The organism is Micromonospora sp. PRAS1 (genome assembly GCF_059553435.1).
The window spans coordinates 30,250-52,939 of sequence record NZ_JCANNB010000018.1 but is presented as its reverse complement, the minus strand read 5'-3'; the positions used below and the strand labels follow the sequence as shown (position 1 = coordinate 52,939).

The following is a 22,690-nucleotide window of genomic DNA, read 5'->3' as shown; positions in this document are numbered from 1 at the left end:
GAGGCTCCGTTGATCGGATTGTGGGACACCACCGGCAACGAGGTGGTCAAGGCGCTCGCCGCCGAGCGGCGCAGCGCCGGTGGGGTGGCCAGCGGCATGGCGCTGACCCTGATCGTGGTGGTGGACGAGAAGCGGGTCCGCGACGCGGAGGCCGCAGCCACCATCGCCGCCGCCGCACACCCGTGCCGGCTGCTGGTGGTCGTCCGCTCCGACGTGGAGCGGGACCGCAGCCGGCTGGACGCGGAGATCGTCGTCGGCGGGCGGCTCGGCCCCTGCGAGGCGGTCGTGATGCGGATGTACGGGCGGTTGGCCCTGCACGCCGAGTCGGTGGTGATGCCGCTGCTGGTGCCGGACGTGCCGGTGGTCACCTGGTGGCACGGCGAGCCGCCGCACGAGATCGCCACCGACTTCCTCGGCGTGGTCGCCGACCGGCGGATCACCGACAGCGCCCAGGCCGCCGACCCGATCGAGGCGCTGCGGCAGCGGGCCCGCGACTACGCCCCGGGGGACACCGACCTCGCCTGGACCCGGATCACCCCGTGGCGCACCCTGGTCGCCGGGGCGTTCGACACCACCGAGGCGCAGCTCACCGAGGCCGCGGTGCTGGCGCCGCCGACCGACCCGACCGCCGCGCTGATGCGCGGGTGGCTGCGCAGCCGGCTGGGCATCAAGCCGCGTTGGGAGCGGACCAAGGAGTTCCCGCGCATGCGCGAGGTGCAGTTGCGCTGCGACAACGGCGACGAGCTGACCCTGACCCGGGACGACAGCGTGGCGGTCTTCCGGCGTACCGGTCAGGAGGATCGGACCCTGCCGCTGGTTCGCCGGCCGCTCGGCGACGAACTGGCCGAGGAGCTGCGCCGGCTCGGTTCCGACCAGGTCTACGCGGAGGCGCTTGGTGCCTTCGCCGGGCTGAACAACCTGGACCGGCGCGACGGCCGGCGGGTGCACGTCTGGAAGGACCCGGCCACCGCGCAGCGGGCCGAGGCCGGCGTCGCCGCGCACGCCACGACCAACACCGGATCCTGACCCCGAACGACGGCACGACACGACCGCCGAGCGGTCGCGGAAGGACCACCCATGAGTGAGACGAGTGTCGCCGTACACGCCGACGCCGAGCTGTTGGCCCAGGCCGTCGCGGCCCGGTTGGTGGTGCGGCTGCTCGACGCGCAGGCCGCGCGGGGTGAGGCGTCGGTGGTGCTCACCGGCGGCCGGATCGCCGCGGCGGTCTACCGGGCGGTGACCGCGCTGCCGGCCGCCGACGCGGTGGACTGGTCCCGGGTGGACGTGTGGTGGGGTGACGAACGCTTCCTGCCCGCCGGCGACCCGGACCGCAACGAGACCCAGGCCCGGGCGGCACTGCTGGACAAGCTGCCGCTCGACCCGGCCCGGGTCCATCCGATGCCGCCCGCCGACGCCGGCGCCGACCCGGAGGAGGCCGCCGCCCGGTACGCGGCCGAACTGGCCCGGGCGGCCCGGCCCGGCACGGCCGTACTCCCCCACTTCGACGTGCTGATGCTCGGCGTCGGCGAGGACGGGCACGTCGCCTCGGTCTTCCCGGAACACCCGGTGCACTACGAGAGCCGCCCGGTCAGCGCCGTCCGGGGCAGCCCGAAGCCGCCGCCGGTCCGGATCACCCTGACCCTGCCGACGATCAACACCGCCGAGGAGGTGTGGCTGGTGGCCGGCGGCGCCGACAAGGCCCACGCCGTCGGCATGGCCCTGGCCGGCGCCGGGCCGGTGCAGATCCCGGCGGCCGGGGTGCAGGGCACCGGCCGCACCCTCTGGCTGCTCGACCGCGCCGCCGCAGCCTCCGTTCCCACCCGCCTGCGCAGCCTGCGCTGAACCTCGGATCCGGCCATCAGCTCAAGGTGGCTGGTCAACGAGGCATTCGGCGAACTGGTACCAGCGACTGTCACCTAGCTGGTCTGGCTCTCACCCCGTCCTGGCCGAAGACTGGGCTCACCGGCTGACGGAGAGCCTCGCTCCTCCACGCTTGCCGGTCCATCCATCGGATCAGACGCGGCGCAGCAGGCTCGGGAGGGGCTACGGTGAAGGAACTGTTGCTGATCGGCGCCGGCTACATGGGCACCCCCTACCTCACGGCCGCCCGCCGCCTCGGGGTACGGGTCACCGTTGTCGAGTCGGCGCTGCATCACGACCGTCTCGCCGCACAGGCGGACCGCTTCATCCTCACCGAGGGCACCGCCGAGGAGGACTGGGCGGCAGCGGCCAACGCCGCCGCCTACTCGTGCGAACCCGACGGGGTGCTGGGCTTCGCCGAACCGCAGGTCATCGCCGCAGCCCTGGTGCAGGATGCGCTCGACGTACCGGGCCCGTCGCTGCACGCCGCCGTCATCTCACGGAACAAGGCACTGCAACGCGGCTGCTTCGCGACGGCGGGGCTGAGCCAACCGAAGTACCTGATCGTGCCGACTGTCGAAGCGGGCGTGAGCTGGGCTCGGAGCCGCTACCCGGTCATCGCCAAGCCGCTGCACAGCAGCGGGAGCGCCGGCGTGGTGCAGGTGGTGGACGAACCCACGCTCGTCGACCTACTCCAAACCCGGTTGCCACACGAAGCGGTGCTGCTGGAGGAGTTCCTCCTCGGCGCGGAGTACAGCTGGGAGGCGTTGGTCCGCGACGGCGAGGTGATTTTCGCGAACGTCACCGCGAAGGAGACGACCGGCCCACCGGACTTCGTCGAACTGGCGCACGTCGGCGGCGTACGGCTCTCCGGCGCGGACATGTTCACGATCGGCACCCTCGGCCATGGTGTCGTGGCGGCGATGCGGATGCAGACCGGGATCGTGCATCTGGAGTTCCGGATGACCGCCGACGGTCCGGCGATCGTCGAGGTCGCGGTGCGTACGCCGGGTGACTACATCATGGACGTCATCGCGCTCACCCACGGCTTCGACCCGTACGCCGCACTTATCGCCATGGCCCTGGACCTGCCGGTCCCCCTGCCTTCGGCGGCGACGCCGGGCGCCCACGGCGCCAGCTGGTTCCCGCAGTTCCCGCCCGGTCGCGTCGCCCGCGTCAACGGCCTGGACGCCTTGCGTGCCCAGCCCTGGGTGGCCGATGTGAAGCTGAAGTTGCAGGCCGGCGAGACGATCGCGCCCTACTCGTCGTCGGCGCAGCGAATGGGGCACGTGCTCTTCCAGGCTCCCGACCTCACGGAGCTGACCTCGGCCATGGAGCTGGCCCGTCGCACGCTCACCGTGGACCTGGTCGGCGACGCGCAGACGCTCGAACCGGCCGTCGAGACGCACTCGGCATAGGGCCGACGCGCGCCGGCGTACGGAATCCGACCCGTTGCGCGCGCCCGGACGGTGTGGCCTAGGGAGACAACCATGCAAGGCGCTCTTCAGCCGGTGATCGTCGGCTACGGACGGGCCGGCCGCGACCTGCACCATCGCGCGTTGCGCCCGCTTCTCGACCCGGGCGACACGGTGCTCGTGGTCGATCCACGGCCGGTGCCGACGCAGCCGGGGATCCGGTGGGTGGCGACGCTCGCCGAGGCGGCGGACGTCCTGCACGCGATGGCCGTACCGCTGCGGCAGGCGGTCTTCCACCTGACCACTCCCCCGGCCGCGCACCTGTCCGGGGTGGAGCAGCTCGTCGCGCTCGGCGCCCGGCAGGTGATCCTCGAAAAGCCGATCGCCACCAGTCTGGCCGAGGCGCGCCGGATCGCCGAACTCTCGGCCGACATCGCCGTCATGCCGGTGGGTGTCTGGCTGGAGAGCAGCACGACAAGCGTGGTGGAGCAGGCCGTCGCCGCCGGTGAGATCGGCCGGATGACGACGCTGCACATGGAGCAGAGCAAGCCCCGGTTCCGCCGGAACCTGGCGGCGGACGACGCCCACACCACCGCCTTCGACGTCGAGTTCCCGCACCAGATGCTGCTCGCGCTGCACCTGGCCGGGGCGGACGCCACGGTCGAGTCCGCCGTCCGCTGGCCGATGTCCTCCTGTGACCGGTACGGGCACGTGATGGGGGGTGCCGCGGTCACGCTGACGCATGGCTCGGGGGTGATCAGCACCCTGCTCTCCGACCTCACCGCGCCGATCCGACGCCGACGGCTGATCGTCACCGGTACCGGTGGGCAGATCGTGGCCGACTATCCGCTCAGCTCCGACGACGACTACGGGCAGGTGCGCATCCGGGGCCGTGGCGATCGCCAGATCGTGCATGACCTACCGCTGTCGCAGTTCCTGACGGCCGCGTACGACTCACGGCTCGGTCTGCGCCGCCCGCCCCGCGGCGACCTCGACATGCACGTACGCAGCATCGAGCTGCTGGACCAGGCCCGCCGTAGCGCCGTGACCATTCCGCCTCAGGAGACGCTTCCTCAGCTAACGGAGATCGCATCATGGCAAGGCTGACAATCATCGAGCCTCGATCGTCCGGCTGCCTGCTCATCGACCGCGCCCGGGCACTCGGCCACGATCCGGTGGTGCTCACCGCTGACCGTGGCGAGCGGAGCGTCCCCCGCGCGCGGCTGGCCGCAGCGAGCGAGGTCAGGATCGTCGACACGAACGACGACGAATCCGTGCTGGACGTCCTCCAGGAACTGCACGACGCCGCGCCGCTGCGCGCCGTCCTACCCGGATTCGAGCACTACGTCCCCGTCGCCGCCCGGGCGGCGGCCCAGCTCGGCCTGCCCGGAATCGACCCCGACTCGGCGATGAAGCTGCACTACAAACACCTGATGCGGCAGGCGGTCACCGACGCGGCCGTGGATCAGCCCGCCGCCGTACTGGTCACCGAGCCGGGCGAGGTCGAGGCCGCGGTCACGAAGGTGGGGCTGCCCTGTGTGGTGAAGCCGGTCAACCAGTCCGGCAGTCTGCTCGTCCGCCGGGTGGACACGCTGGACGAGGCCGTGGCGGCGATCGACCGCATCCGTGACCCGGCCGCCACCTATCTCGACCGACGGACGCTGCCCGTCGCCCTGGTCGAGGAGTACGTGCGGGGGCCCGAGTTCAGCGTCGAGGGTTACGTCGAGAACGGCGTGGCGCAGGTGCTGTGCGTCACGGAGAAGGTGCTCGGGCCGGAACCCTGCTTCGTGGAGGTCGGGCACATCCTCCCGGCGGCGCTGTCGGCAGCTCAGGAAGCCGAGGTGAGCGCGTACGTCCGGCGGGTGATCGCCGCGCTCGGTGTCGGGCTCGGTCCGTTCCACGCCGAGGTGCGACTGGCCGACCGGGGACCGCTGTTGATGGAGGTCGCGGCGAGGTTGCCGGGCGATCGCATCCCATACCTGCTGTCGCTGGCGCAGGAGATCGACCTGTACGCGATCACGCTGCGCTGCTATCTGGGTGAGCCGATCGGTCCGCTGGCGTCGGGCGCCCGTCGACAGACGGCGGGCATCCGCTACTTCCAGCGACCCCGGATCCGCCGCTTCACCTCGATGACGGTGGGCGGCCGGGTGGCCGACGACCCTCGGATCAGGGAGATCGCCCCGCTGCACCGGCCCGGCGCGCAGGTGCCGGACCCAGGCAGTTCATCGGGCCGGCTCGGTTACGTCGTGGCGACCGGCGCGACATATCAGGAGACGACCGCCCTGCTCGACGCGGTGGACGCGGCGGTCAGCTTTACATGATCTTCCCACCCGTACTGCTCAGGAGTTGACCGTGGCCAGTCACATTCTCATCCTCAACCGGTGGAGTAACGAGTTCGGCGAGTACCACAGGTACGTCGACCATCGGAGCAACCGGGTGGCGTACCTGACCACGCCGGCCGGACGGGAGCCGCTGGACGAGCAGCTCGCCGAGGCGGTCGTCACGGTGCCGGATCTCGGCGACACCGCGGCCGTCACCGCTCAGGCCAAGGAGTTGGCCAACCGGTACGGGCGATTCGACCACATCATCGCGCTCTCCGAGTTCGACCTGGAGACGGCGGCGGAGTTGCGGGCGACACTCGACGTGCCGGGCAAGAACTCCGCGGAGGTGCGGAAGGTCCGCGACAAGCTCGTCATGAAGCGGCACATCGAACAGGCGGGGCTGCGGGTGCCGGCGTACGGTCCGGCGAACTCGGCCGAGCAGGTGCGCGACCTCGTCCGGCGGGTCGGTCTGCCGATCGTGCTCAAGCCCCGGGCCGGTGCCGACAGCCAGGGCATCTTCGTCTGCCACACGGAGGCCGAGTTGGCCGGGGTGCTCGCCGATGAGTCGCTTGTCGACTACGAAGGCGAAGAGTTCGTCGAGGGCGGCCTCTACCAGGTGGACGGGGTGGTCCAGGGCGGGCGGCTGCTTGTCGTGCGGAGCTGGCAGTGCCTGGCCGGATGCCTCGACTTCGCCCGGGGCACGCCGTTCGGCTCGGTCGCCAACGACGACGCCGGGTTCGAGCGGCGGGTGGTCTCGTACACCGAGCGGGTGCTTGCCGCGTTGGGTCTGACGGACGACGTCTTTCACCTGGAGTTCTTCCGCACCACCGCGCCAGCCGGCGACGACGAGCACGCCGACCTGGTCTTCCTTGAGATCGGTGCGCGGGCCGGCGGTGGCCAGGTGCGGTTCGTCTGGCGCGACGTGTACGGGGTCGACCTGATCGAGGCCTCGGTCAGGTTGCAGATCGGGGCGAAGCTGGAGCTGCCCCCGATGGACCTCGGCACCGTGGCCGGTTACCTGATGATGCCGGAGCCACCGGTACGGCCGGCGGTCGTCCACGGCGTGAGCTCCCTGCGGGACCGGGTGCCCGACCTGTACGACGAGACGCTGCCGCCGCCGGGCGCGATCCTCAACGGCACGGGCGGCGCCCGGCACACGGCCGGCGCGTTCCGGTTCCGCGCCCCCACCGCCGACCGGGTCAAGCAGGCGATTTCCCGGGCCACCGAGCTGTACGAGCTGTCCTGGTCTCCGGCGGAGGCAGCGGGCGACGCCACCGGAACGCGCGGGTGAGCCGGGACCAGGGCACCGATTCGCTGCTTACCGATCCCCCGCCGGCCGATCGGCCCCCGGAGGTGGCGGCGTCGCTCTGGCGCCACCCCGACTTCCTCCGGCTCTGGGGAGCGCAGACCATCGCGATGCTCGGGTCCCGGGTGACCGAGTTGGCGCTGCCGCTGACCGCGATCCTGCTCCTGGACGCCGGGCCCACCAGCCTGGGCCTGCTCAACGTCGCCGAGTACCTGCCCTTCACCCTGGTCACGTTGTTCGCCGGGGTGCTCGCCGACCGCTACCGGCGGCGGGGCCTGCTCATCGGTGCGAACATCGGTCGGGCGTTGATCCTGGCGGTGGTGCCGCTGCTCGCGCTGACCGACCAGTTGTCCATGTCGGCGCTCTACCTGGTGGCTTTCCTCGTCGGTGTGCTGACCGCACAGTTCGATGTCGCGTACCAGGCGTACGTGCCGGTCCTGGTGAGCCGGAGCCAGCTGATCGAGGCCAACTCGAAGCTCCAGTCCACCCGCTCGATCGCCGAGACCGGCGGCAAGGGCTTCAGCGGTGTGCTCATCCAGCTGTTCACCGCGCCCGGCGCCATCATCGTCGACTGCCTGACGTATCTGGTCTCAGCCGCCTCCCTGCTCGCCATCAAGACCCGGGAGCCGCGTCGTACGGTCGGTGCCCGAGGGCTGAGCGGCGTGTGGGGTGAGATCGGCGAGGGGTTGAAGGCGACCCTCGGCCATCGCATTCTCCGCGCGGTTCTTCTCCAGGCCGCCTGGTTCAACCTGTTCCACGACGTCGTCCTCGTCCTGTTCCCCCTGTACGGTCTCAAGGACCTGGAGCTGACGCCGGCCCTGCTCGGGTTCATCATCGCCTCGGCGAGCGTCGGCGCCTTCGGCGGCGCGCTTATCGCCGGGTGGCTGGCGCGACGCCTCGGCATCGGCCCGGCCATGGTCGTGGGCGTGGCGACCTCGGCGCTCGGCCTGCTGGCGTTGCCGCTGGCCGACGGCCCACCGCTGGTGCAGCTGCTCCTGCTCGGCGCGGGCTACGTGATCAGCGGGGTGGGCATCACGATTTTCAACATCCACTCGGTGGCGCTGCGCCAGGCGATCATCCCCAACCGCCTGCTCGGGCGGGTCAGCGGCACCTACCGGTTCGTCGCGTGGGCGGTCATCCCGGTGGGCGGCCTGCTCGCCGGTGTGCTGGCGAATATCCTGACCGCCCGAGGGGCCCTGTTGATCGCCGGCATCGGCCTGCTCGTCGGGGCGGTGGTCTTCGCGTTCACCCCGGCCGGGCGGATCGCCGAGGCACCGGCGGGTCCCGAGACACCGACGCCCACCGGGCCGATCACGCCGGCGGGTCCCGAGACACCGACGCCCACCGGGCCGATCACGAAGGAGTAGCTGCTTGTTCATCAAAGTCTGCGGCCTGCGGACCTCGACAGATGTCGCCGCCGCCGTGCGGGCCGGCGTGGACGCGGTGGGATTCATGCTGACCGAGAGCGTTCGTCGGGTCACCCCGGTCGAAGCCGGCCGGCTGGCGGCCGAGGTGCCGCCAGCGGTGCTGACCGTCGGGGTGTTCCGGGGCGAGCCGGTCGAGGTCATCCGCGACTGCGTGACCACGGCCGGTCTGCGTGCGGTGCAACTACACGGCGACGAACCGCCAGGTCACTACGAGGCACTGCGCGACCTCGACGTCACCCTGATCCGGGCGACCTCGCTGGCGAGCGGTACCGACCTGCGGCCGGGCTCGTACGGCGAGGACCTGCTCATCATCGACTCTCCGCAGCCGGGTTCGGGGCAGGGGTGGAACTGGTCCGCGCTACAGGCGAAGCCGATGACCGGCCGTTGGCTGCTGGCCGGTGGCCTCGACCCGGGCAACGTCGCGGCCGCGATCTCGGCGCTCTCGCCCTGGGGGGTCGACGTCTCCAGCGGCGTGGAGGTACGCCGGGGCATCAAGGAGCCGCGGCTGATCGCGGAATTCGTAGCGGCTGCCCGATCGAACGGGTCAGGCTCGACCCGGTCCGGGTAGCCCGTCGCCGGCCCCCGGACTGGGCGTAGGCCGAACCGACCCGGGCGAGCGCCTCGTTGATGTCGCTGGGCCGCACCGCCGAGTAGCCGATGACCAGCGCGGGGCGGGTGGCGGTACCGGGGGTGTCGGCGAGCCGGAAGTGCCCGCCGCCGCGGAGCAGGACCGAGCGGCGGAGGGCGCCTTCGACGACAGCCGCCTCGTCGACGTGGTGGGGCAGTTCCACATAGACGTGGCGACCGGCGGAGGAACCGGTGACGTTCGCTCCCGGCAGGTGTCGCCGTACCGCCTGGACCACGGTCTCCAGCCGGGACCGGTACCGGGGACGCAGTCGGCGTAGGTGCCGGTCGAGCAGTCCCGCGCGCAGGAACTCCGAGACCGCCAGTTGGGTGATGCTGTCCGAGCCCTGGTCCGAGATGGCCCGGATGCGTTCCACCGTGTCGAAGAGCCAGTCCGGCAGGGCGAGCCAGCCGATCCGCAGGCCGGGTGCGAGCACCTTGCTCAGGCTGCCGCCGTAGACGACCCGCTGGGGGTCGCTGCCCTGGATCGCCGGGGGTCGCTCCCGCTGGTCGAACCAGAACTCGGTGTCGTAGTCGTCCTCGATGATGATCCCGTTGACGTCGCTGGCCCAGCGCAGCAGCGCCTGCCGGCGTTCGAGCGACATCGTGCCGCCGGTGGGAAACTGGTGCGCCGCGGTGACCAGGACGGCGCGGACACCACTGCGCGACAGGGCGTTGAGGTCGACGCCCTCGGCGTCCAGCGGCAGGGGCACCGGGCAGATACCGCCGTCCCGGATGAACTGGAACTGCTTCCTGCTGCCCGGATCTTCTACGCCGAGCCGTTCGATGCCCAGCGCCGGCAGGGTCCGGCAGATCAGGCCGAGGCCGTGGGCGAAGCCCAACGTGACCATGGTGTGGGCGGGTTCCACCCGTACGCCCCGTACTCTGCCGAGATAGCTAGCCAGTTCGGTGCGCAGTGCGGCGATGCCGGAGATCGGCGGGTAGCTGAGGCCGTCGAGACCCAGGCTCTGCGTCGCCCGCTGGTAGCACGACAGCCATTCCTGCAACGGGAAGTTCGTGACGTCCGTCGCGCCGACCCGCAGGTCCCAGCGTACGGTCGGCGAGGGCGGCCGGTGGAGGCTGGACGGCGCGTCCCCGGCGGCTATCGGACGGGTGGCGACGCGGGTACCCGAGCCCTGGACGGATTCCAGATATCCCTCGGCGGTCATCTGCTCGTACGCCTCCACCACCACGCTGCGCGACACCCCGATGTCGCGCGCCAGCAGGCGGCTTGACGGTAGGGGCACGCCGGGCAGCAGGACGCCATTTCGTATCTTCTCCTTGATGGCGCTCTGGATCTGCCGACCAAGCGGCTCATCGACGTTCCTGCGAACGCTAATTGTCAGATGCCACGGCATTCCGGAATTGCTCCCTCCGCGCGACAGCGTCGCCCATGGCGTTTGCTCATCAGCGGCCACGTGCAGAAAGCCCCAGCTCGGTCGCCAATGACCGGATCCGATGAACGCTGCCCCATCCGCAACGGCACGCAGGGTGGATTCTAGCCTTGGTCCTAAGTCGACCCCTAACCGAACAGGAGGGGTGCCGGTCTCGCGGAAATGGTCCGACTTTGTGGACCCCGAGCCGTGCCGTAGCGCACTTTTCCGTCGAAACCGCCAGACCCCATCCGTGACTGGCAGTAGCCGACAGGCGCACGTGAAGTAGCCAACCAGGGGTCTTGGTGCCGGTGACGGATGCCCATTTTGGGTGCTTTAGTGGGCGGTTTTGTGATACGCCCACCGGCAAAAAAGGGGATCCCCTTATCGCCATCGGCGAAAATCGCTGCCCAGACGGTAGGCAGGAAAGCCACTCCGGCCGAGCGAAGACTGACCAATACGAGGACGACACCCAGCTCACCCCAGACGATTCAAGGCGTACGCCAGCCCTGGTCTGCCAACGCCCCGGTTCAGTGGTCTGGGCCGGGCGACCGGGCGGCTGATTGAATCTGGCCGGCCTTCAGTGGCCGAGCATTCACGCCCACCGCTTGGAGCTGTGCGAATGGTTAGCATGGTCAGCTCACCCACCGAAACCAGGGCGCCGGACCCGCAGGTCGGCGCCGTTGTCGCGGTGCCCGACTTCGACCAACTCATCGCGAGCCGGAAGGCGGTCGTCGGCATCGTCGGGCTCGGTTACACCGGCTTGCCGCTGGCCACCGGCTTCGCCGCGGCGGGCTTCTCAGTTGTCGGCCTCGACACGGACGCCGAAAAGGTCGGTGCGATCACCCGCGGCGAGTCCTACCTGCCGGACGTCTCCGACCTGGAGTTGGAGGAACTGCAACTACGGCTCTCGGTAGGCACCTCGCCGGAGGCGATGGCCGTGGCGGACGCCGTGGTGGTCTGTGTCCCGACGCCGACCAGGGCCGGCGTCGCCGACCTCTCCCACGTCGACGGCGCCCTCGCCGCGGTGGTACCGCACCTGCGACCGGGGACGCTGCTGGTGTTGCAGTCCACCATCCCGCCGGGCACCACGTCCGCCGCGGCTCGTCGGCTCGCCAGCGAGGACGGCGTACGCATCGGTGCCGACCTCTACCTGGCGATGGCTCCGGAGCGGATCAATCCGGCGAACGCCGACGGCTGGCGGATGACAAACACCCCCAAGCTGGTCGGTGGCTTCACCGCCGAGTGCACCCGCCGGGCGAGGGTGTTGTTCGAGCAGGTCTGCGAGCAGGTCCACCCGGTCTCCAGCCCGGAGGTCGCCGAACTGGCGAAGATCTTCGAGAACACCTTCCGGCTGGTCAACATCGCGCTGACGCTCGAACTCTCCGACCTCTGCCGACAACTGCGGATCCCGGTCCGGGAGGTGATCGACGCGGCGGCGACCAAGCCGTACGGCTTCCTGGCGCACTATCCGGGTCCCGGCGTCGGCGGTGAGTGCATCCCGGTCGACCCGCTCTTCCTCCAGCCACTGGCGCAACTGGCGGGTACCGACATCAGCCTGGTCCAGGCCGCCCACCGGCGGATCACCGAGCGTCCCGGCCAGGTCGTCGACCGGGTCGCGGAACTGCTCCGGGCCCGGGGCCGGAGCACCCGGCAGGCCCGGGTCCTGATCGTCGGCGTGAGCTACAAGGAGGGCGTCGCCGACCTGCGCAACGCACCGGCCCTGGACGTCATCCGGGGACTGCGCCGCGCCGGCACGGAGGTCAGCTACTACGACCCGCTGGTGCCGTCGATGACCGTCGACGGCCAGCCGGTGCCCGTGGCGTCCTGGACGCCCACGGAACTCGCGGCGCAGGACTGCGTCGTGCTGGTGACCCCACACAACCGGATCGCGGCGGACCCGCACTGGAGCTCCGCAGCGCTGGTGCTTGACACCCGCAACGTGCTGCCGCCGGCCGACAACATCGAAATCCTGTGACGCCGGGATCCCGCGATCCGCGCCGGCGCGGTCACCACTATCCACCAAGGAGTTCCGCATGCATCTCGACGAGATAGTCGCGGCGAAGCGGTCGGCCTGGTCAGCTGCGCGCCCGCCGGTGTCGCGGACCGGTGGGCGCGTCGCGCCGACCCGTCCGGGCGCTTTCGCCGCCGCCCTGAGCGGCAGCGAGGTGGGCATCATCGCCGAGGTCAAACCGAAGTCGCCGTCAAAGGGTGACCTGCTGCCGCGCACCGAGGCGGTGCCAATGGCGCGCACGTACGCCGCCGCGGGAGCTGCCGCGGTCTCGGTCCTGGCCGACACCCCCTACTTCGGCGGCTCGCCCGACCTGGTCGCCGAGGTCGCCGACGACGCCGCAGTCACCGTTCCGGTGCTGTTCAAGGACTTCCTGGTCGACGTACGCCAGGTGCAGCTCGCGTACGACTGCGGTGCGGACGCCGTACTGGTAATCGTCCGTGCGGTCGACGACGCCCTGCTCGCGGAGCTCCTCGCGGCCGCCGGTGAACTCGGACTCGACGCGCTTGTCGAGACGTTCACCGAGGAGGAGGTGGAGCGGGCCGTCCGGGCCGGTGCCCGGATCATCGGCGTCAACAACCGCGACCTGCGCACCTTCGAGGTCGACCTGGACAACTCGATGCGGCTGCACCGGCTGATCCCGCCCTCGGTGCTGACGGTGAGCGAGAGCGGGCTGAACACGACAGCCGACATCGCCCGCATCGCGGCGCAGGGTTTCTCCGCCGCTCTGATCGGCGAGAGCCTGCTGACCAGCGGCGACCCGGCGGATAAGCTCCGTTCGCTGTGCGGTGTGCCGATTGCGCAGGCCGTGTGATGAGCGGATGGTTCGGCGGGTACGGTGGCCAGTTCGTGGCGGAGACGTTGGTGGCTCCGCTGGAGGAGCTGGAGGCGGCGTACCAGAAGGCGCAGGCCAGTGACGAGTTCCTCGGCGAACTCGACGCGCTGTTGACCGGGTTCGTCGGCCGGCCCACCCCGCTGACCAGGCTGCGCCGGTTGGCGGTCGAGGCCAACGGCTGCACGCTCTGGCTCAAGCGGGAGGACCTGACCCACACCGGCGCCCACAAGATCAACAATGCGGTCGGGCAGGCGCTGCTGGCCCGGCGCATCGGCAAGCGACGCATCATCGCCGAGACCGGCGCGGGACAACACGGTGTCGCCGTCGCGGCGGCCTGCGCCCATCTCCAACTCGACGCGACCATCTACATGGGACGTGTGGACGCCGAACGGCAGGCACCGAACGTACAGCGGATGGAGCTGCTCGGGGCCGAGGTGCGGCTGGTCGACAACGGCACGGCCACCCTCAAGGACGCCATAAACGAGGCGATCCGCGACTGGATCGCCCACCCTGACTCCACCCACTACCTGCTCGGCTCGGTGGTCGGGCCGCACCCCTTCCCCACCATCGTGCGCGGCTTCCAGTCCGTAATCGGTCGGGAGGCGCGGCAGCAGTTCCAGGACGCCACCGGCGCACTGCCTGACGCCGTCGTGGCCTGCGTCGGCGGCGGCAGCAACTCGGTCGGGATGTTCAGCGCCTTCCTCGACGACCCGGTACGCCTGGTCGGCGTACAGGCGGCCGGCGAGGGGTTGGGCCCGCACGGCCGGCACGCCGCGCCGCTGCTCTACGGCGAGCCCGGCGTCCTGCAAGGTACCCGCACCTACCTCCTCCAGGACGACGACGGACAGATCCTGCTGACCCACAGCGTGGCGCCGGGCCTGGACTATCCCGGCGTCGGGCCGGAGCACAGCTACTTCAAGGACACCGGCCGGGTCGAGTACCGGACCGCCAGCGACGATCAGGCACTCGCCGCTTTCGCGCTGCTCAGCCGCGCGGAGGGGATCATCCCCGCCCTGGAGTCCGCACACGCGGTGGCGGGCGGGCTCGAACTGACCGAGGAGTTGCCGCCGGGCAGCAACATCCTGGTGAACCTCTCCGGACGCGGCGACAAGGACCTGGTCAGCGCGCTGGCCGCGCTACGTGGACGGAAGGCGGACCGATGAGGCGACTCGAACGCGCGTTCGCGGACAGCCAGCAGGAGACCACGCTTGTGGCCTACCTGACCGCCGGCTACCCGAGCCTCGACGAGACCGTCGATCTGGTCGAGGCGGTCTGCGCGGCCGGCGCGGACATCATCGAGTTCGGTGCGCCCTTCTCCGACCCGCTCGGCGACGGTCCGGTCATCCAGGCCACCACCCAGCAGGCGCTGCGCGCCGGCGCGACGGTGGCCACGACGCTCGACCTCGTCGCAAAGGTGCGGGCCACCGGCAACGACGTGCCGATCATGCTGATGGGTTACTGCAACCCCTTCCTCCGGTACGGGCTGCCGAAGCTCTTCGCCGACGCCGCATCGGCCGGTGCCGACGGCTTCATCGTCCCGGACCTGCCCGCCACCGAGAGCAGCGACTGGCTGGTGGAGGCGGAACGGCAGCAGTTGGGTCAGGTCTTCTTCGCCGCCCCAGGCAGCAGTCCCGAGCGGCTACGCCGCACGGCCGAACACTGCCGCGGATTCCTGTACTGCCTCGCCGACAACGGGGTGACAGGCGTCCGGGACCGGCTCGCCGACGGGCTCGACGCCTACCTCGCCCGGGTCCGGGCCGTGGCGACCACGCCCGTCGCGGTCGGTTTCGGCATCTCGCGACCGGAGCACGTCGCCGCCCTCAGGGGCAAGGTCGACGGCGTCATCGTCGGCAGCGCGCTGCTCCAGCGGATCGCCGCGGCCGACACCCCGCAGCAGCGGATCACGGCGGCCACGGCCCTGATCAGTGAGTTGAAGGAGGCCTGCCGATGAGTGCTCCGGCGACGGCGACCGCGACCGGAGTGCCGTTCTACAGCGGCGCGGCATCGGTCCGGCGGGACTGGGCCGGGCTCGCCGCCCGGCTGCGTACGGTCACCGGCTCGGGACGCTTCACCTTCGGGCCGGTCGGCGGCGAACTGGAACGGGCGATCTCGGCGCGTACCGGCGCACAGCACGCGGTGGCGGTGAACAACGGCACGGACGCACTGATCATCATGCTGCGGGCGGCCGGCATCGGACCCGGCGACGAGGTGATCGTGCCCGCGTACACCTTCTTCGCCAGCGCCTCCTCCGTGCTGCACGTCGGCGCCAGGCCGGTGCTTGTCGACATCCTGCCCGGCTCCTACGCGCTGGACCCCGAGCGGGTCCGCGCCGCCGTCACGGACCGGACCCGGGCCATCATGCCGGTGCACCTGTTCAGCCAGATGGCGGACATGGTGGCGCTGGGCGAGGTGGCCAGGGAGCACGGCCTGCAACTGCTTGAGGACAGCGCCGAGGGCATCGGAATGCACATCGACGGCCGGCACGCCGGCCGCTGGGGCCGGGCCGGCGTGCTCTCGTTCTTCCCCACCAAGACGCTCGGCGCCCTGGGCGACGCGGGCATGCTGCTCACCAACGACGAGGAACTCGCCCGGACGGCGCGCCGGTTGCGCTGCCACGGCCAGCCGAGCGACGGATCCTACGAGTACCTCGAACTCGGCTACAACAGCCGCTGCGACGAGGTGCAGTCCGCCTTCCTGCTGTGGCGACTGGAGACGCTGGACGCGGAGATCGCCCGCCGGGCCGAGCTGGCGGCCCGGTACGACAAGCGGCTGGCCGACCTCGCGCCGCGGGTCCGTACGCCGTGGCTCGCCCCCGCCCGCCGGCAGAGCAACCTCGTCTACTACGTCTACCTGATCGAGTGCGAACGGCGTGACGAGCTGGTCGCGTACCTGACCTCGCACGGGGTGGGCACCGAGGTCTACTACCCCCGGCCGCTCACCGAGCAGCCCTGCCTGGCCACCCGGGCCGGGGTGGATCAGCCCGTGCCGGTCGCGAAGGCGGCCAGCCAGCGGGCGGTCGGCCTGCCGATGTTTCCCGACCTGACCGACGAGCAGGTCGACCGGGTCTGCGATCTGATCCACGAGTTCTACCGGGAGCGACCGTGACCATGGCAGTCCCCTACTTCGACTACGCCACCCGGTACGCCGGGTGGGAGGAGGACGTCCTGGCAGCGGTCCGGGCCGTCGCCGAGTCGGATGAGTTCATCCTCAAGTCCCAGGTCGCGGCCCTGGAAGCGGCGGTGGCGCAGCGCACCGGCGCCGCCGAGGCGATCGCCGTCGCCAGCGGCACCGGCGCGTTGACCGTGATCCTCACGGCCATGGAGATCGGGCCCGGCGACGACGTGGTGACACCCGCGTTCTCGTTCATCTCCTCGGCCAGCACGGTGGCCCTGCGCGGTGCCCGTCCGGTCTTCGCCGACGTCGACTACGACACGGCGATGCTTACCGTGGCGGGCGTCGAGGCGGTCCGGACCCCCTCGACCCGCGCGATCCTGCCGGCGTACCTCTTCGCGAGCAGTCCCGACATGCCGGCGCTGCGGGCGCTGGCCGACCGCCATTCGATGCGCCTGATCGAGGACAGCGCCGTGGCGCTCGGTGGCCGGGTCGCGGGCCGGCCCGCCGGCCGCTACGGCGACGCCGGGGTGTACTCGTTCTTTCCCGGCAAACCGGTGGGCGGCATCGGAGACGCCGGCATGATCGTCACGGACGATCCGGACCTGGCCACCACCTGCCGGATGCTGCGCAACCACGGTCAGGACCTGAACGTCCGCTTCCTGCACCACCTGGTCGGCTTCAACAGCCGGATGGACGAGGTGACCGCGCGGTTCCTGCTCCGCCGGCTGCCCCACCTCGACCAGTTCCTCGCCGACCGCCGCCGGCTGGCCCGACAGTACGGCGAGTTGCTGCGCGAGGCCGCCCCGGCCGTGCTGACGCCGCCCGGGGACCTCGCCGAGCAGGCGGTCTACACCTACGTGGTACGCGCACCTCATCGGGACGGCCTCCGCGCCCACCTGGCCGGGCGGGGCATCGAGACGAAGGTCTACTATCCCCGGCCGCTGCACCTGCAACCCGCGTTCCGCCAGCTCGGCCACGGGCCGGGCGACTTTCCGGTCGCCGAGCGCCTGTCCCGCGAGTGCCTGGCGCTCCCGCTGCATCCGGAGCTGCCCGACGGCACCGTGGAGCGGGTCGTCGAGGAGATCGCCCGCTTCTACCGGCAGGGCGTGTGACGGCGGTGGGCGCCTGGGCCAGCCGGGTCTGCGGGATCGGTGACGAGGCGGCACCGGACCTCGCCGGGCAGCTCGACATACACCGCGACCTGGGCATGTCCGGCGTGGAGTTGCGCACCCTCGACGGTCGCGGTCTGCACGAACTCACCACCGACGAGGTCGACGACCTGCGCCGGCAGGTCGCGGCCTCCGGCCTGCGGGTACCGGTGCTGGACACGCCGATCGGCAACTGGTCCACAACCGTCGCCACCGATCTCGACGCCGAACTGTCGGTGCTGAACCGCACCGCAGCCGTCGCGCACGCGCTGAACTGCCGGTGGCTGCGGGTGATGTCGTATCCCAACGACGGCCGGCCGGGCGAGGCGTGGGCCGCCGAGTCGCTGCGGCGCATGCGGCTGCTGGCCGACGAGGCGCGCCGGCTCGACGTCGTGCTGCTGCACGAGAACTGCCAGGGGTGGGCGGGCGCCTCCGCCGCCAACACGCTGCGGATGCTCGAACACGTCGACAGCCCGCACCTCAGGCTGATCTTCGACGTGGGCAACGGCCTGGCGTACGGCTACCGGGCCGAGGAGTTCCTCGGGCAGGTGCTGCCCTGGGTCGAGCACGTACACGTCAAGAACGGCCGGCGCGACCCGGACGGGCAGGCCCGGTTCACCCTGCCCGACGCCGGTGAACTGGACCTGGCCGCCTGCATCCGCACGCTGGAGGCGGCCGATTACCGGGGTTGGTACAGCCTGGAGCCGCACGTGGCGCACATCCCGCACCTTCGGGTCTCGGGTGACCCGGAGCGGTTGGCGCAGAGCTACCGGAGCTACGCGACGCGGCTCCGCCCGATCGTCGAAGCGGCGGCGCGGCCGTGACGCCCTGCTGGACCGGGGCCGACCTGGACTGGTTGCTGGAGTTCATGGCGGTGGACTCGGTGTCGCCGTTGGAGGGCGGGCGGCCCGCCGCCACCCGGGCGGCGCAGGAGGTGTTCCTCGCCGGTACGCGCCAGCGGGGCTTCCAGCTGCGCCGCTACGACAGCCCGCCGGTGACTGAGCTGACCTCCGGCGACCTCCCGATGCAGGTACGGCGGGCGCTGGACGCCGACCCGCAGTCCTTCCTCGACGCCCAACCCTCCCTGGTGGTGGCCATGGGAGACCCGGCGCCACCGGAGCGACGCCTGGTCATCAACTTCCACGTCGACACCGTCGGCCCGCACATCGAGCCGCGCCTCGACGGCGACACCCTGCACGGCCGGGGCGCCGTCGACGACAAGGGGCCCGGGGTGGCCGCCGCGGTGGGCGTCGCCGCCGCCTTCGCGGAGCACCCCTGGCTGGCCCGACGCATCGAGGTGGTGCTGACAAGCGTGCCGGGTGAGGAGGGCGGCGCGATGGGTGTGTTCGGCACCCGATGGCTGGTCCGGCAGGGCTACACCGGCAGGCTGATGCTCTTCGCCGAGCCCACCGGCGGCCGGGTGCTGGATGCCTGCACGGCGGCCATGACCCCCCGGCTCCGGGTGGCCGGCGAGGGCAGCACCGACGACCATCCCGGCGACGGGCACAACGCCACAGTGGCGCTGGGTTTCCTCGCCGACCACCTGGTGCGCACCGTCGGTCCCCGGGCCGCCGCCCTCGGCGCCAAGCTCTGCGTCGCCGGCCTGCACACCGGAACCGCCCACAACCGGGTGTACGGCGAGGGCGAGCTGCTGCTCAACATCGCCTATCGGGACCAGGCCAGTGCCGAGACGCTCACCCACGAGGTGCAGCGGGCGGTGCACGAGGCCCGCGACGCCTTCGCCAAGGCGCACCTCGGCAACCCGTTCACCGCCCGACTGGTCGACGACTGGGACCGGGTGGTGCGGTTGGACTGGCTCAAGCGTGGCCTGCCGGTGCTCGACAACCGCGACCCGGCGATGGAGGAGCTGCTCGCCGCGGCGGGATTTCCCCGGCACGACGGCCTGGCCGACGGCAGCGCCTTCACCTGTGACGCCATCTGGGCCGGCGGCCCCGGCCGGTACGTCGCGGTGTGCGGACCGGGCCGGCTCGACGAGAACGGGGCGCACACCGCAGCCGAGCGGGTACGCGTCGACGACCTGGCGACCTACGCGAGACAGATCCGCGACCTCGTGGTGCGTTTCGGCGCCCACGTGCCGACACAGTAACGGGAGAGACATGGCCAACAGCGTGACGGTCGAGCACGCCCAGCTCGCCGCCTTCGTCCGGCAGGTGTTGCTGCGGTGCGGGCTCGACGAGCCGGCGGCGACGACGGCTACCGAAGTGATCTGCTACGCCGACATCCACGGTTTCACCACCCACGGCACCAACGCGCTGGCCGGGATCTACGCCCCTCGGTTGCGCGCCGGCAGCATCCGGCCGAACGCGCAACCCAAGGTCGTGGTCGAGACCCCGACGACTGCCGTCATCGACGGCGACCACGGCCTGGGCGCCGTCACCATGGTGGCCGCCGTCGACCTGGCCGCGGTCAAGGCACGCGAAATCGGCATCGGCATGGTGGCGGTACGCAACAGCAGCCACTTCGGCAGCGCCGGCTACTACACCAGCCGGGTCGCCGCCGAGGGCCTGGTCGGGATCGTCATGTCCAACTGCGGCGCACAGGGTGTCGTCCCACCGTTGGGCGGCGTCAAGCGGCTGCTCGGCACCAACCCGCTCAGCGCGGCGGTGCCGGTGTCGCACGGTGCACCCTTCGTCCTGGACATGAGCGCCACCGCCGTGGCCACCGGCAGGATCCGGGCGGCCCAGCGCGAGGGACAGCCGGTGCCCGAGGGCTGGCTGGTCACCCCCGACGGGTCGACCACGACCGACCCCGACGCCTACTTCGCCGGGCACGCCGACGTGGCCTGGCTGGGCGGCTCGGCGCAGACCGGTGGCGCCAAGGGCTACGGCCTCGCGTTGCTCGTCGACCTGTTGTGCGGGCCGCTGGCCGGTGCGGCGTACGGCCCCCGGCCGCAGGCTCTGACCGAGAGCGAACCGGCCGAGGACGTGAACGTCGGCCAGGTGGCCATCGTGATCGATCCCGCCGCCTTCGGCGTCGCGGAGAATTTCCCGGCCGAGACCCGGGCACTGCTGGACACGGTGTCGGCGTCGCCCGCCGCTCCCGGACAGCGGGTGACGTACCCGGGTGCCCCCGAAGCCGCGCGGGCCGAGTTGTCGCACGCCGAGGGGATCCGGCTGCCGGACCACGTCGCCGGCCAGTTGGTGCGGCTCGGTGCCGAACTCGACGTGGCGGTCCCGGCTGCGCTTACCGCGCTCGCCGGGACGGCACGGCAATGAGGGTCGGCGTCGTCGGGCTCGGCGTGATCGCCCCGTACTTCCTCCGGGCGATCGAGGACGACGAACAGCTCACCCTGACCGCCGTCGCCGACCGAAACCCGACGAAGCTCGCGGACCACACCGATCCGGCCCGCGGCGTCGCGACCTTCACCGACCATCGGGAACTCCTCGCCTCGGGCCTGGTCGACGCGGTCGTGCTCACCCTGCCCAACGCGGTGCACGCCGAGGTGGCCGCCGACGCGCTGCGGGCCGGTGTGCACGTGTGCTGCGAGAAGCCGATGACGGTGCACCTGGCGGATGCCCGCAAGCTGGTGGCGTTGGCGCGCACGTCCGGCCGGACGCTGTTCACCGCCTTCCACAGGCGGTACAACCGCAACGTGGCCGCGTTGCGCGACAGCGTCGGCGACCCGGCGACCATCGAGCGTCTGGTGTGCCGCTACTCGGAGCGGATCGAGGAGCACACCGGTTCGGAGGCTTGGTATCTCGACCAGGATCTGGGTGGCGGCGGTTGCGTCATCGACAACGGCCCGAACGCGCTGGACGCGGTGCGGACGATCGTCGGCGATCTGGAACTGCTCGACGCCACGATCGGGGACGTCCGGCGCGGCGTGGAGTTCTGCGCCGAACTCGAGTTACGCGCCGCGGACGGGGTGCGGGTCACCATCGAGCTGGACTGGGCCCTGCCCTCGGGAGAGGTCAAGGACATCACCGTGTACGGAAAGGACGGTTCGGTCCGCTCGGCCGACATGCTTGCCGGATTCCCGGGGTTCAAGACCTCGCTCGACCACGAGTACGCCGCGATCATGGCCGACTTCAGGCACGCGGTGTCGCTCGGTACCGCGTACACCGATGCCGGCCCGGACATCGTGGCACTCGTCGAGCAGGCGTACGCGGTCGCCCGGCGCAAGGAAGCGCGGCTGCGGATGCCGTCGAAACAGCCGACCGTGGCCCGGTTCGTGAAGCTGTTGTTCCACCGCCGCGACGAGCGCGGCATGACCATGTCACCGTGGCTGTCGCGGTGCGTCCGGCAGGGCGAGATCCACGAACTGGTGACCACCACGGACCAGCCGACCCGGCCCGGTGACCGGGTGGACGCCGTCGGCTTCCTCGGGTTCGCCGAGTTCGCCGTGGCGACCGTGGTGCAGCGCGGCGACGTGGTGGTCTGCAACGGCCAGCGGATCGGCACGGTCGCCGGGTTCGACGAGTGCCACTGGCCCAACCACTACAACATCCTCATCGACACCGAACGCATCGTGACCGCCGAGGACCTAGGCTTGCAGGTCGGCGATTCGCTCCAACTGCTGGAGGCTTTGCGATGACCGCTCAAGCACCCCTGTCCGTGGTCGAGGTCGACGTCACCCCGCCGGTCTCGGCGGCCTTTCCCGACGTCCGAGTGCTCTGTGCCGAGGCCGAGGTGGGCGGCGGTGCAGCCATCGCAGCGGTGGTGCAGGAACAGTGGGCGCACCAGCACGGCACGTGGCACGGGGTGGGCAAGGCCGAGATCCGCGCCCATCCCGCGGTCGACGCCTATCGACGCTTCTCCCGGCAGATCGGCGTGGACCCGGACCGGCAGCCGCCGTCGATCCAGGCACTCATCGAACGCGGTCTGCGGACGAAACCACTCGGCAGCTGGCCGAAGATCAACCCCACGGTGGACGCGGTGAACGTGACAGCGGTGGCGACGATGGTCGCGCTCGGGGTCTTCGACGCGGAGCGGCTCGCCGGCCCGGTCCGGCTGGCCCTGAGTCAGGGTGGGGAGCGCCTGCAACCGATCGGTGCCCAGGAGGAGCTGGAGTTGGCGCCGGATCGGTTGATCCTGGCCGACGACGCCCGGGTGCTGTCGCTCTTCGCCCACCGCGACGGCGTGCACCAGGCGGTCCGGCCGGACACCCGTCGGGTGCTCCTGCTCGCCTGCGTCGTGGACGGCATCGCCCCCGAGCAGGCGGCGGAGGCGCTGCGGCACTCCGCCGACCTGCTCAGCCTGCGCTGACCGCGGGCGGCGGGCTCCCCCATCGTGGGC

General features: G+C 71.3%; 20 protein-coding genes. 19 read left to right on the top strand and 1 reads right to left on the bottom strand.

Going from position 1 to position 22,690, the window contains the following annotated elements:
- Positions 1-9 precede the first annotated feature (9 nt).
- The 8 genes from AC507J_RS18450 (at position 10) to AC507J_RS18415 (ending at position 8,897) form a co-directional block, all read left to right on the top strand.
- Positions 10-1,026 carry a glucose-6-phosphate dehydrogenase assembly protein OpcA gene (locus tag AC507J_RS18450; RefSeq protein ID WP_496290403.1) on the top strand — a complete coding sequence of 339 codons (1,017 nt, stop codon included), beginning with the start codon at positions 10-12 and terminating at the stop codon, positions 1,024-1,026.
- A 51-nt stretch (positions 1,027-1,077) separates the two neighbouring features.
- Positions 1,078-1,842: a 6-phosphogluconolactonase gene (pgl, locus tag AC507J_RS18445; RefSeq protein WP_496290402.1), complete on the top strand. Its 765-nt coding sequence runs from the start codon at positions 1,078-1,080 to the stop codon at positions 1,840-1,842.
- A 206-nt stretch (positions 1,843-2,048) separates the two neighbouring features.
- Entirely contained in the window at positions 2,049-3,278 is a 1,230-nt protein-coding gene (locus AC507J_RS18440; protein WP_496290401.1) for an ATP-grasp domain-containing protein, read from the top strand.
- Between the two features lie 72 nt (positions 3,279-3,350).
- Positions 3,351-4,382: a Gfo/Idh/MocA family oxidoreductase gene (locus AC507J_RS18435; RefSeq protein ID WP_496290400.1), complete on the top strand. Its 1,032-nt coding sequence runs from the start codon at positions 3,351-3,353 to the stop codon at positions 4,380-4,382.
- Positions 4,370-5,596 carry an ATP-grasp domain-containing protein gene (locus AC507J_RS18430; protein WP_496290399.1) on the top strand — a complete coding sequence of 409 codons (1,227 nt, stop codon included), beginning with the start codon at positions 4,370-4,372 and terminating at the stop codon, positions 5,594-5,596. Before AC507J_RS18435 ends, AC507J_RS18430 begins: the two co-directional genes overlap by 13 nt.
- Positions 5,597-5,627: 31 nt before the next feature.
- Positions 5,628-6,887 carry an ATP-grasp domain-containing protein gene (locus tag AC507J_RS18425; protein ID WP_496290398.1) on the top strand — a complete coding sequence of 420 codons (1,260 nt, stop codon included), beginning with the start codon at positions 5,628-5,630 and terminating at the stop codon, positions 6,885-6,887.
- Positions 6,884-8,269 (top strand): MFS transporter, encoded by a 1,386-nt coding sequence (locus tag AC507J_RS18420; protein WP_496290397.1) that lies wholly within the window; start codon positions 6,884-6,886, stop codon positions 8,267-8,269. Before AC507J_RS18425 ends, AC507J_RS18420 begins: the two co-directional genes overlap by 4 nt.
- A gap of 4 nt (positions 8,270-8,273) precedes the next feature.
- A complete protein-coding gene (locus tag AC507J_RS18415; RefSeq protein WP_496290396.1) occupies positions 8,274-8,897 on the top strand; it encodes a phosphoribosylanthranilate isomerase in 624 nt (207 codons plus the stop codon).
- On the opposite strand, the gene pdxR is transcribed toward AC507J_RS18415, so the two are convergent.
- Complete coding sequence (gene pdxR / locus AC507J_RS18410; protein WP_496290395.1) at positions 8,821-10,311, bottom strand: MocR-like pyridoxine biosynthesis transcription factor PdxR; 1,491 nt, start codon at positions 10,309-10,311, stop codon at positions 8,821-8,823. The two genes, AC507J_RS18415 and pdxR, sit on opposite strands and share 77 nt — an antisense overlap.
- Before the next feature lie 637 nt (positions 10,312-10,948).
- Between pdxR and AC507J_RS18405 the strand changes: the two genes are divergently transcribed.
- Genes AC507J_RS18405 through AC507J_RS18355 form a run of 11 tightly spaced genes read left to right on the top strand, consistent with a single transcriptional unit; the run spans position 10,949 to position 22,660 of the window.
- Complete coding sequence (locus AC507J_RS18405; RefSeq protein ID WP_496290394.1) at positions 10,949-12,304, top strand: nucleotide sugar dehydrogenase; 1,356 nt, start codon at positions 10,949-10,951, stop codon at positions 12,302-12,304.
- 58 nt (positions 12,305-12,362) lie between these two features.
- The gene (locus tag AC507J_RS18400; RefSeq protein ID WP_496290393.1) at positions 12,363-13,151 is read left to right on the top strand and encodes an indole-3-glycerol phosphate synthase TrpC; all 789 of its coding nucleotides are present in this window, start codon (positions 12,363-12,365) and stop codon (positions 13,149-13,151) included.
- Positions 13,151-14,335 carry a tryptophan synthase subunit beta gene (gene trpB, locus AC507J_RS18395; protein ID WP_496290392.1) on the top strand — a complete coding sequence of 395 codons (1,185 nt, stop codon included), beginning with the start codon at positions 13,151-13,153 and terminating at the stop codon, positions 14,333-14,335. The genes AC507J_RS18400 and trpB overlap by 1 nt, the downstream gene beginning before the upstream one ends.
- Entirely contained in the window at positions 14,332-15,123 is a 792-nt protein-coding gene (gene trpA, locus AC507J_RS18390; protein ID WP_496290391.1) for a tryptophan synthase subunit alpha, read from the top strand. Before trpB ends, trpA begins: the two co-directional genes overlap by 4 nt.
- Positions 15,120-16,277: a DegT/DnrJ/EryC1/StrS family aminotransferase gene (locus AC507J_RS18385; protein ID WP_496290390.1), complete on the top strand. Its 1,158-nt coding sequence runs from the start codon at positions 15,120-15,122 to the stop codon at positions 16,275-16,277. The genes trpA and AC507J_RS18385 overlap by 4 nt, the downstream gene beginning before the upstream one ends.
- Before the next feature lie 2 nt (positions 16,278-16,279).
- Entirely contained in the window at positions 16,280-17,398 is a 1,119-nt protein-coding gene (locus AC507J_RS18380; RefSeq protein ID WP_496290466.1) for a DegT/DnrJ/EryC1/StrS family aminotransferase, read from the top strand.
- On the top strand, positions 17,395-18,258 hold the full coding sequence (locus AC507J_RS18375; protein WP_496290389.1) for a sugar phosphate isomerase/epimerase family protein: 864 nt from the start codon (positions 17,395-17,397) through the stop codon (positions 18,256-18,258). Before AC507J_RS18380 ends, AC507J_RS18375 begins: the two co-directional genes overlap by 4 nt.
- Complete coding sequence (locus AC507J_RS18370) at positions 18,255-19,541, top strand: M20/M25/M40 family metallo-hydrolase (protein WP_496290388.1); 1,287 nt, start codon at positions 18,255-18,257, stop codon at positions 19,539-19,541. The genes AC507J_RS18375 and AC507J_RS18370 overlap by 4 nt, the downstream gene beginning before the upstream one ends.
- Positions 19,542-19,551: 10 nt before the next feature.
- The gene (locus tag AC507J_RS18365; RefSeq protein WP_496290387.1) at positions 19,552-20,670 is read left to right on the top strand and encodes an Ldh family oxidoreductase; all 1,119 of its coding nucleotides are present in this window, start codon (positions 19,552-19,554) and stop codon (positions 20,668-20,670) included.
- On the top strand, positions 20,667-21,989 hold the full coding sequence (locus AC507J_RS18360) for a Gfo/Idh/MocA family protein (protein ID WP_496290386.1): 1,323 nt from the start codon (positions 20,667-20,669) through the stop codon (positions 21,987-21,989). Before AC507J_RS18365 ends, AC507J_RS18360 begins: the two co-directional genes overlap by 4 nt.
- Positions 21,986-22,660, top strand: a complete 675-nt coding sequence (locus AC507J_RS18355; RefSeq protein ID WP_496290385.1) for a B3/B4 domain-containing protein — start codon at positions 21,986-21,988, stop codon at positions 22,658-22,660. Before AC507J_RS18360 ends, AC507J_RS18355 begins: the two co-directional genes overlap by 4 nt.
- Positions 22,661-22,690 lie beyond the last annotated feature (30 nt).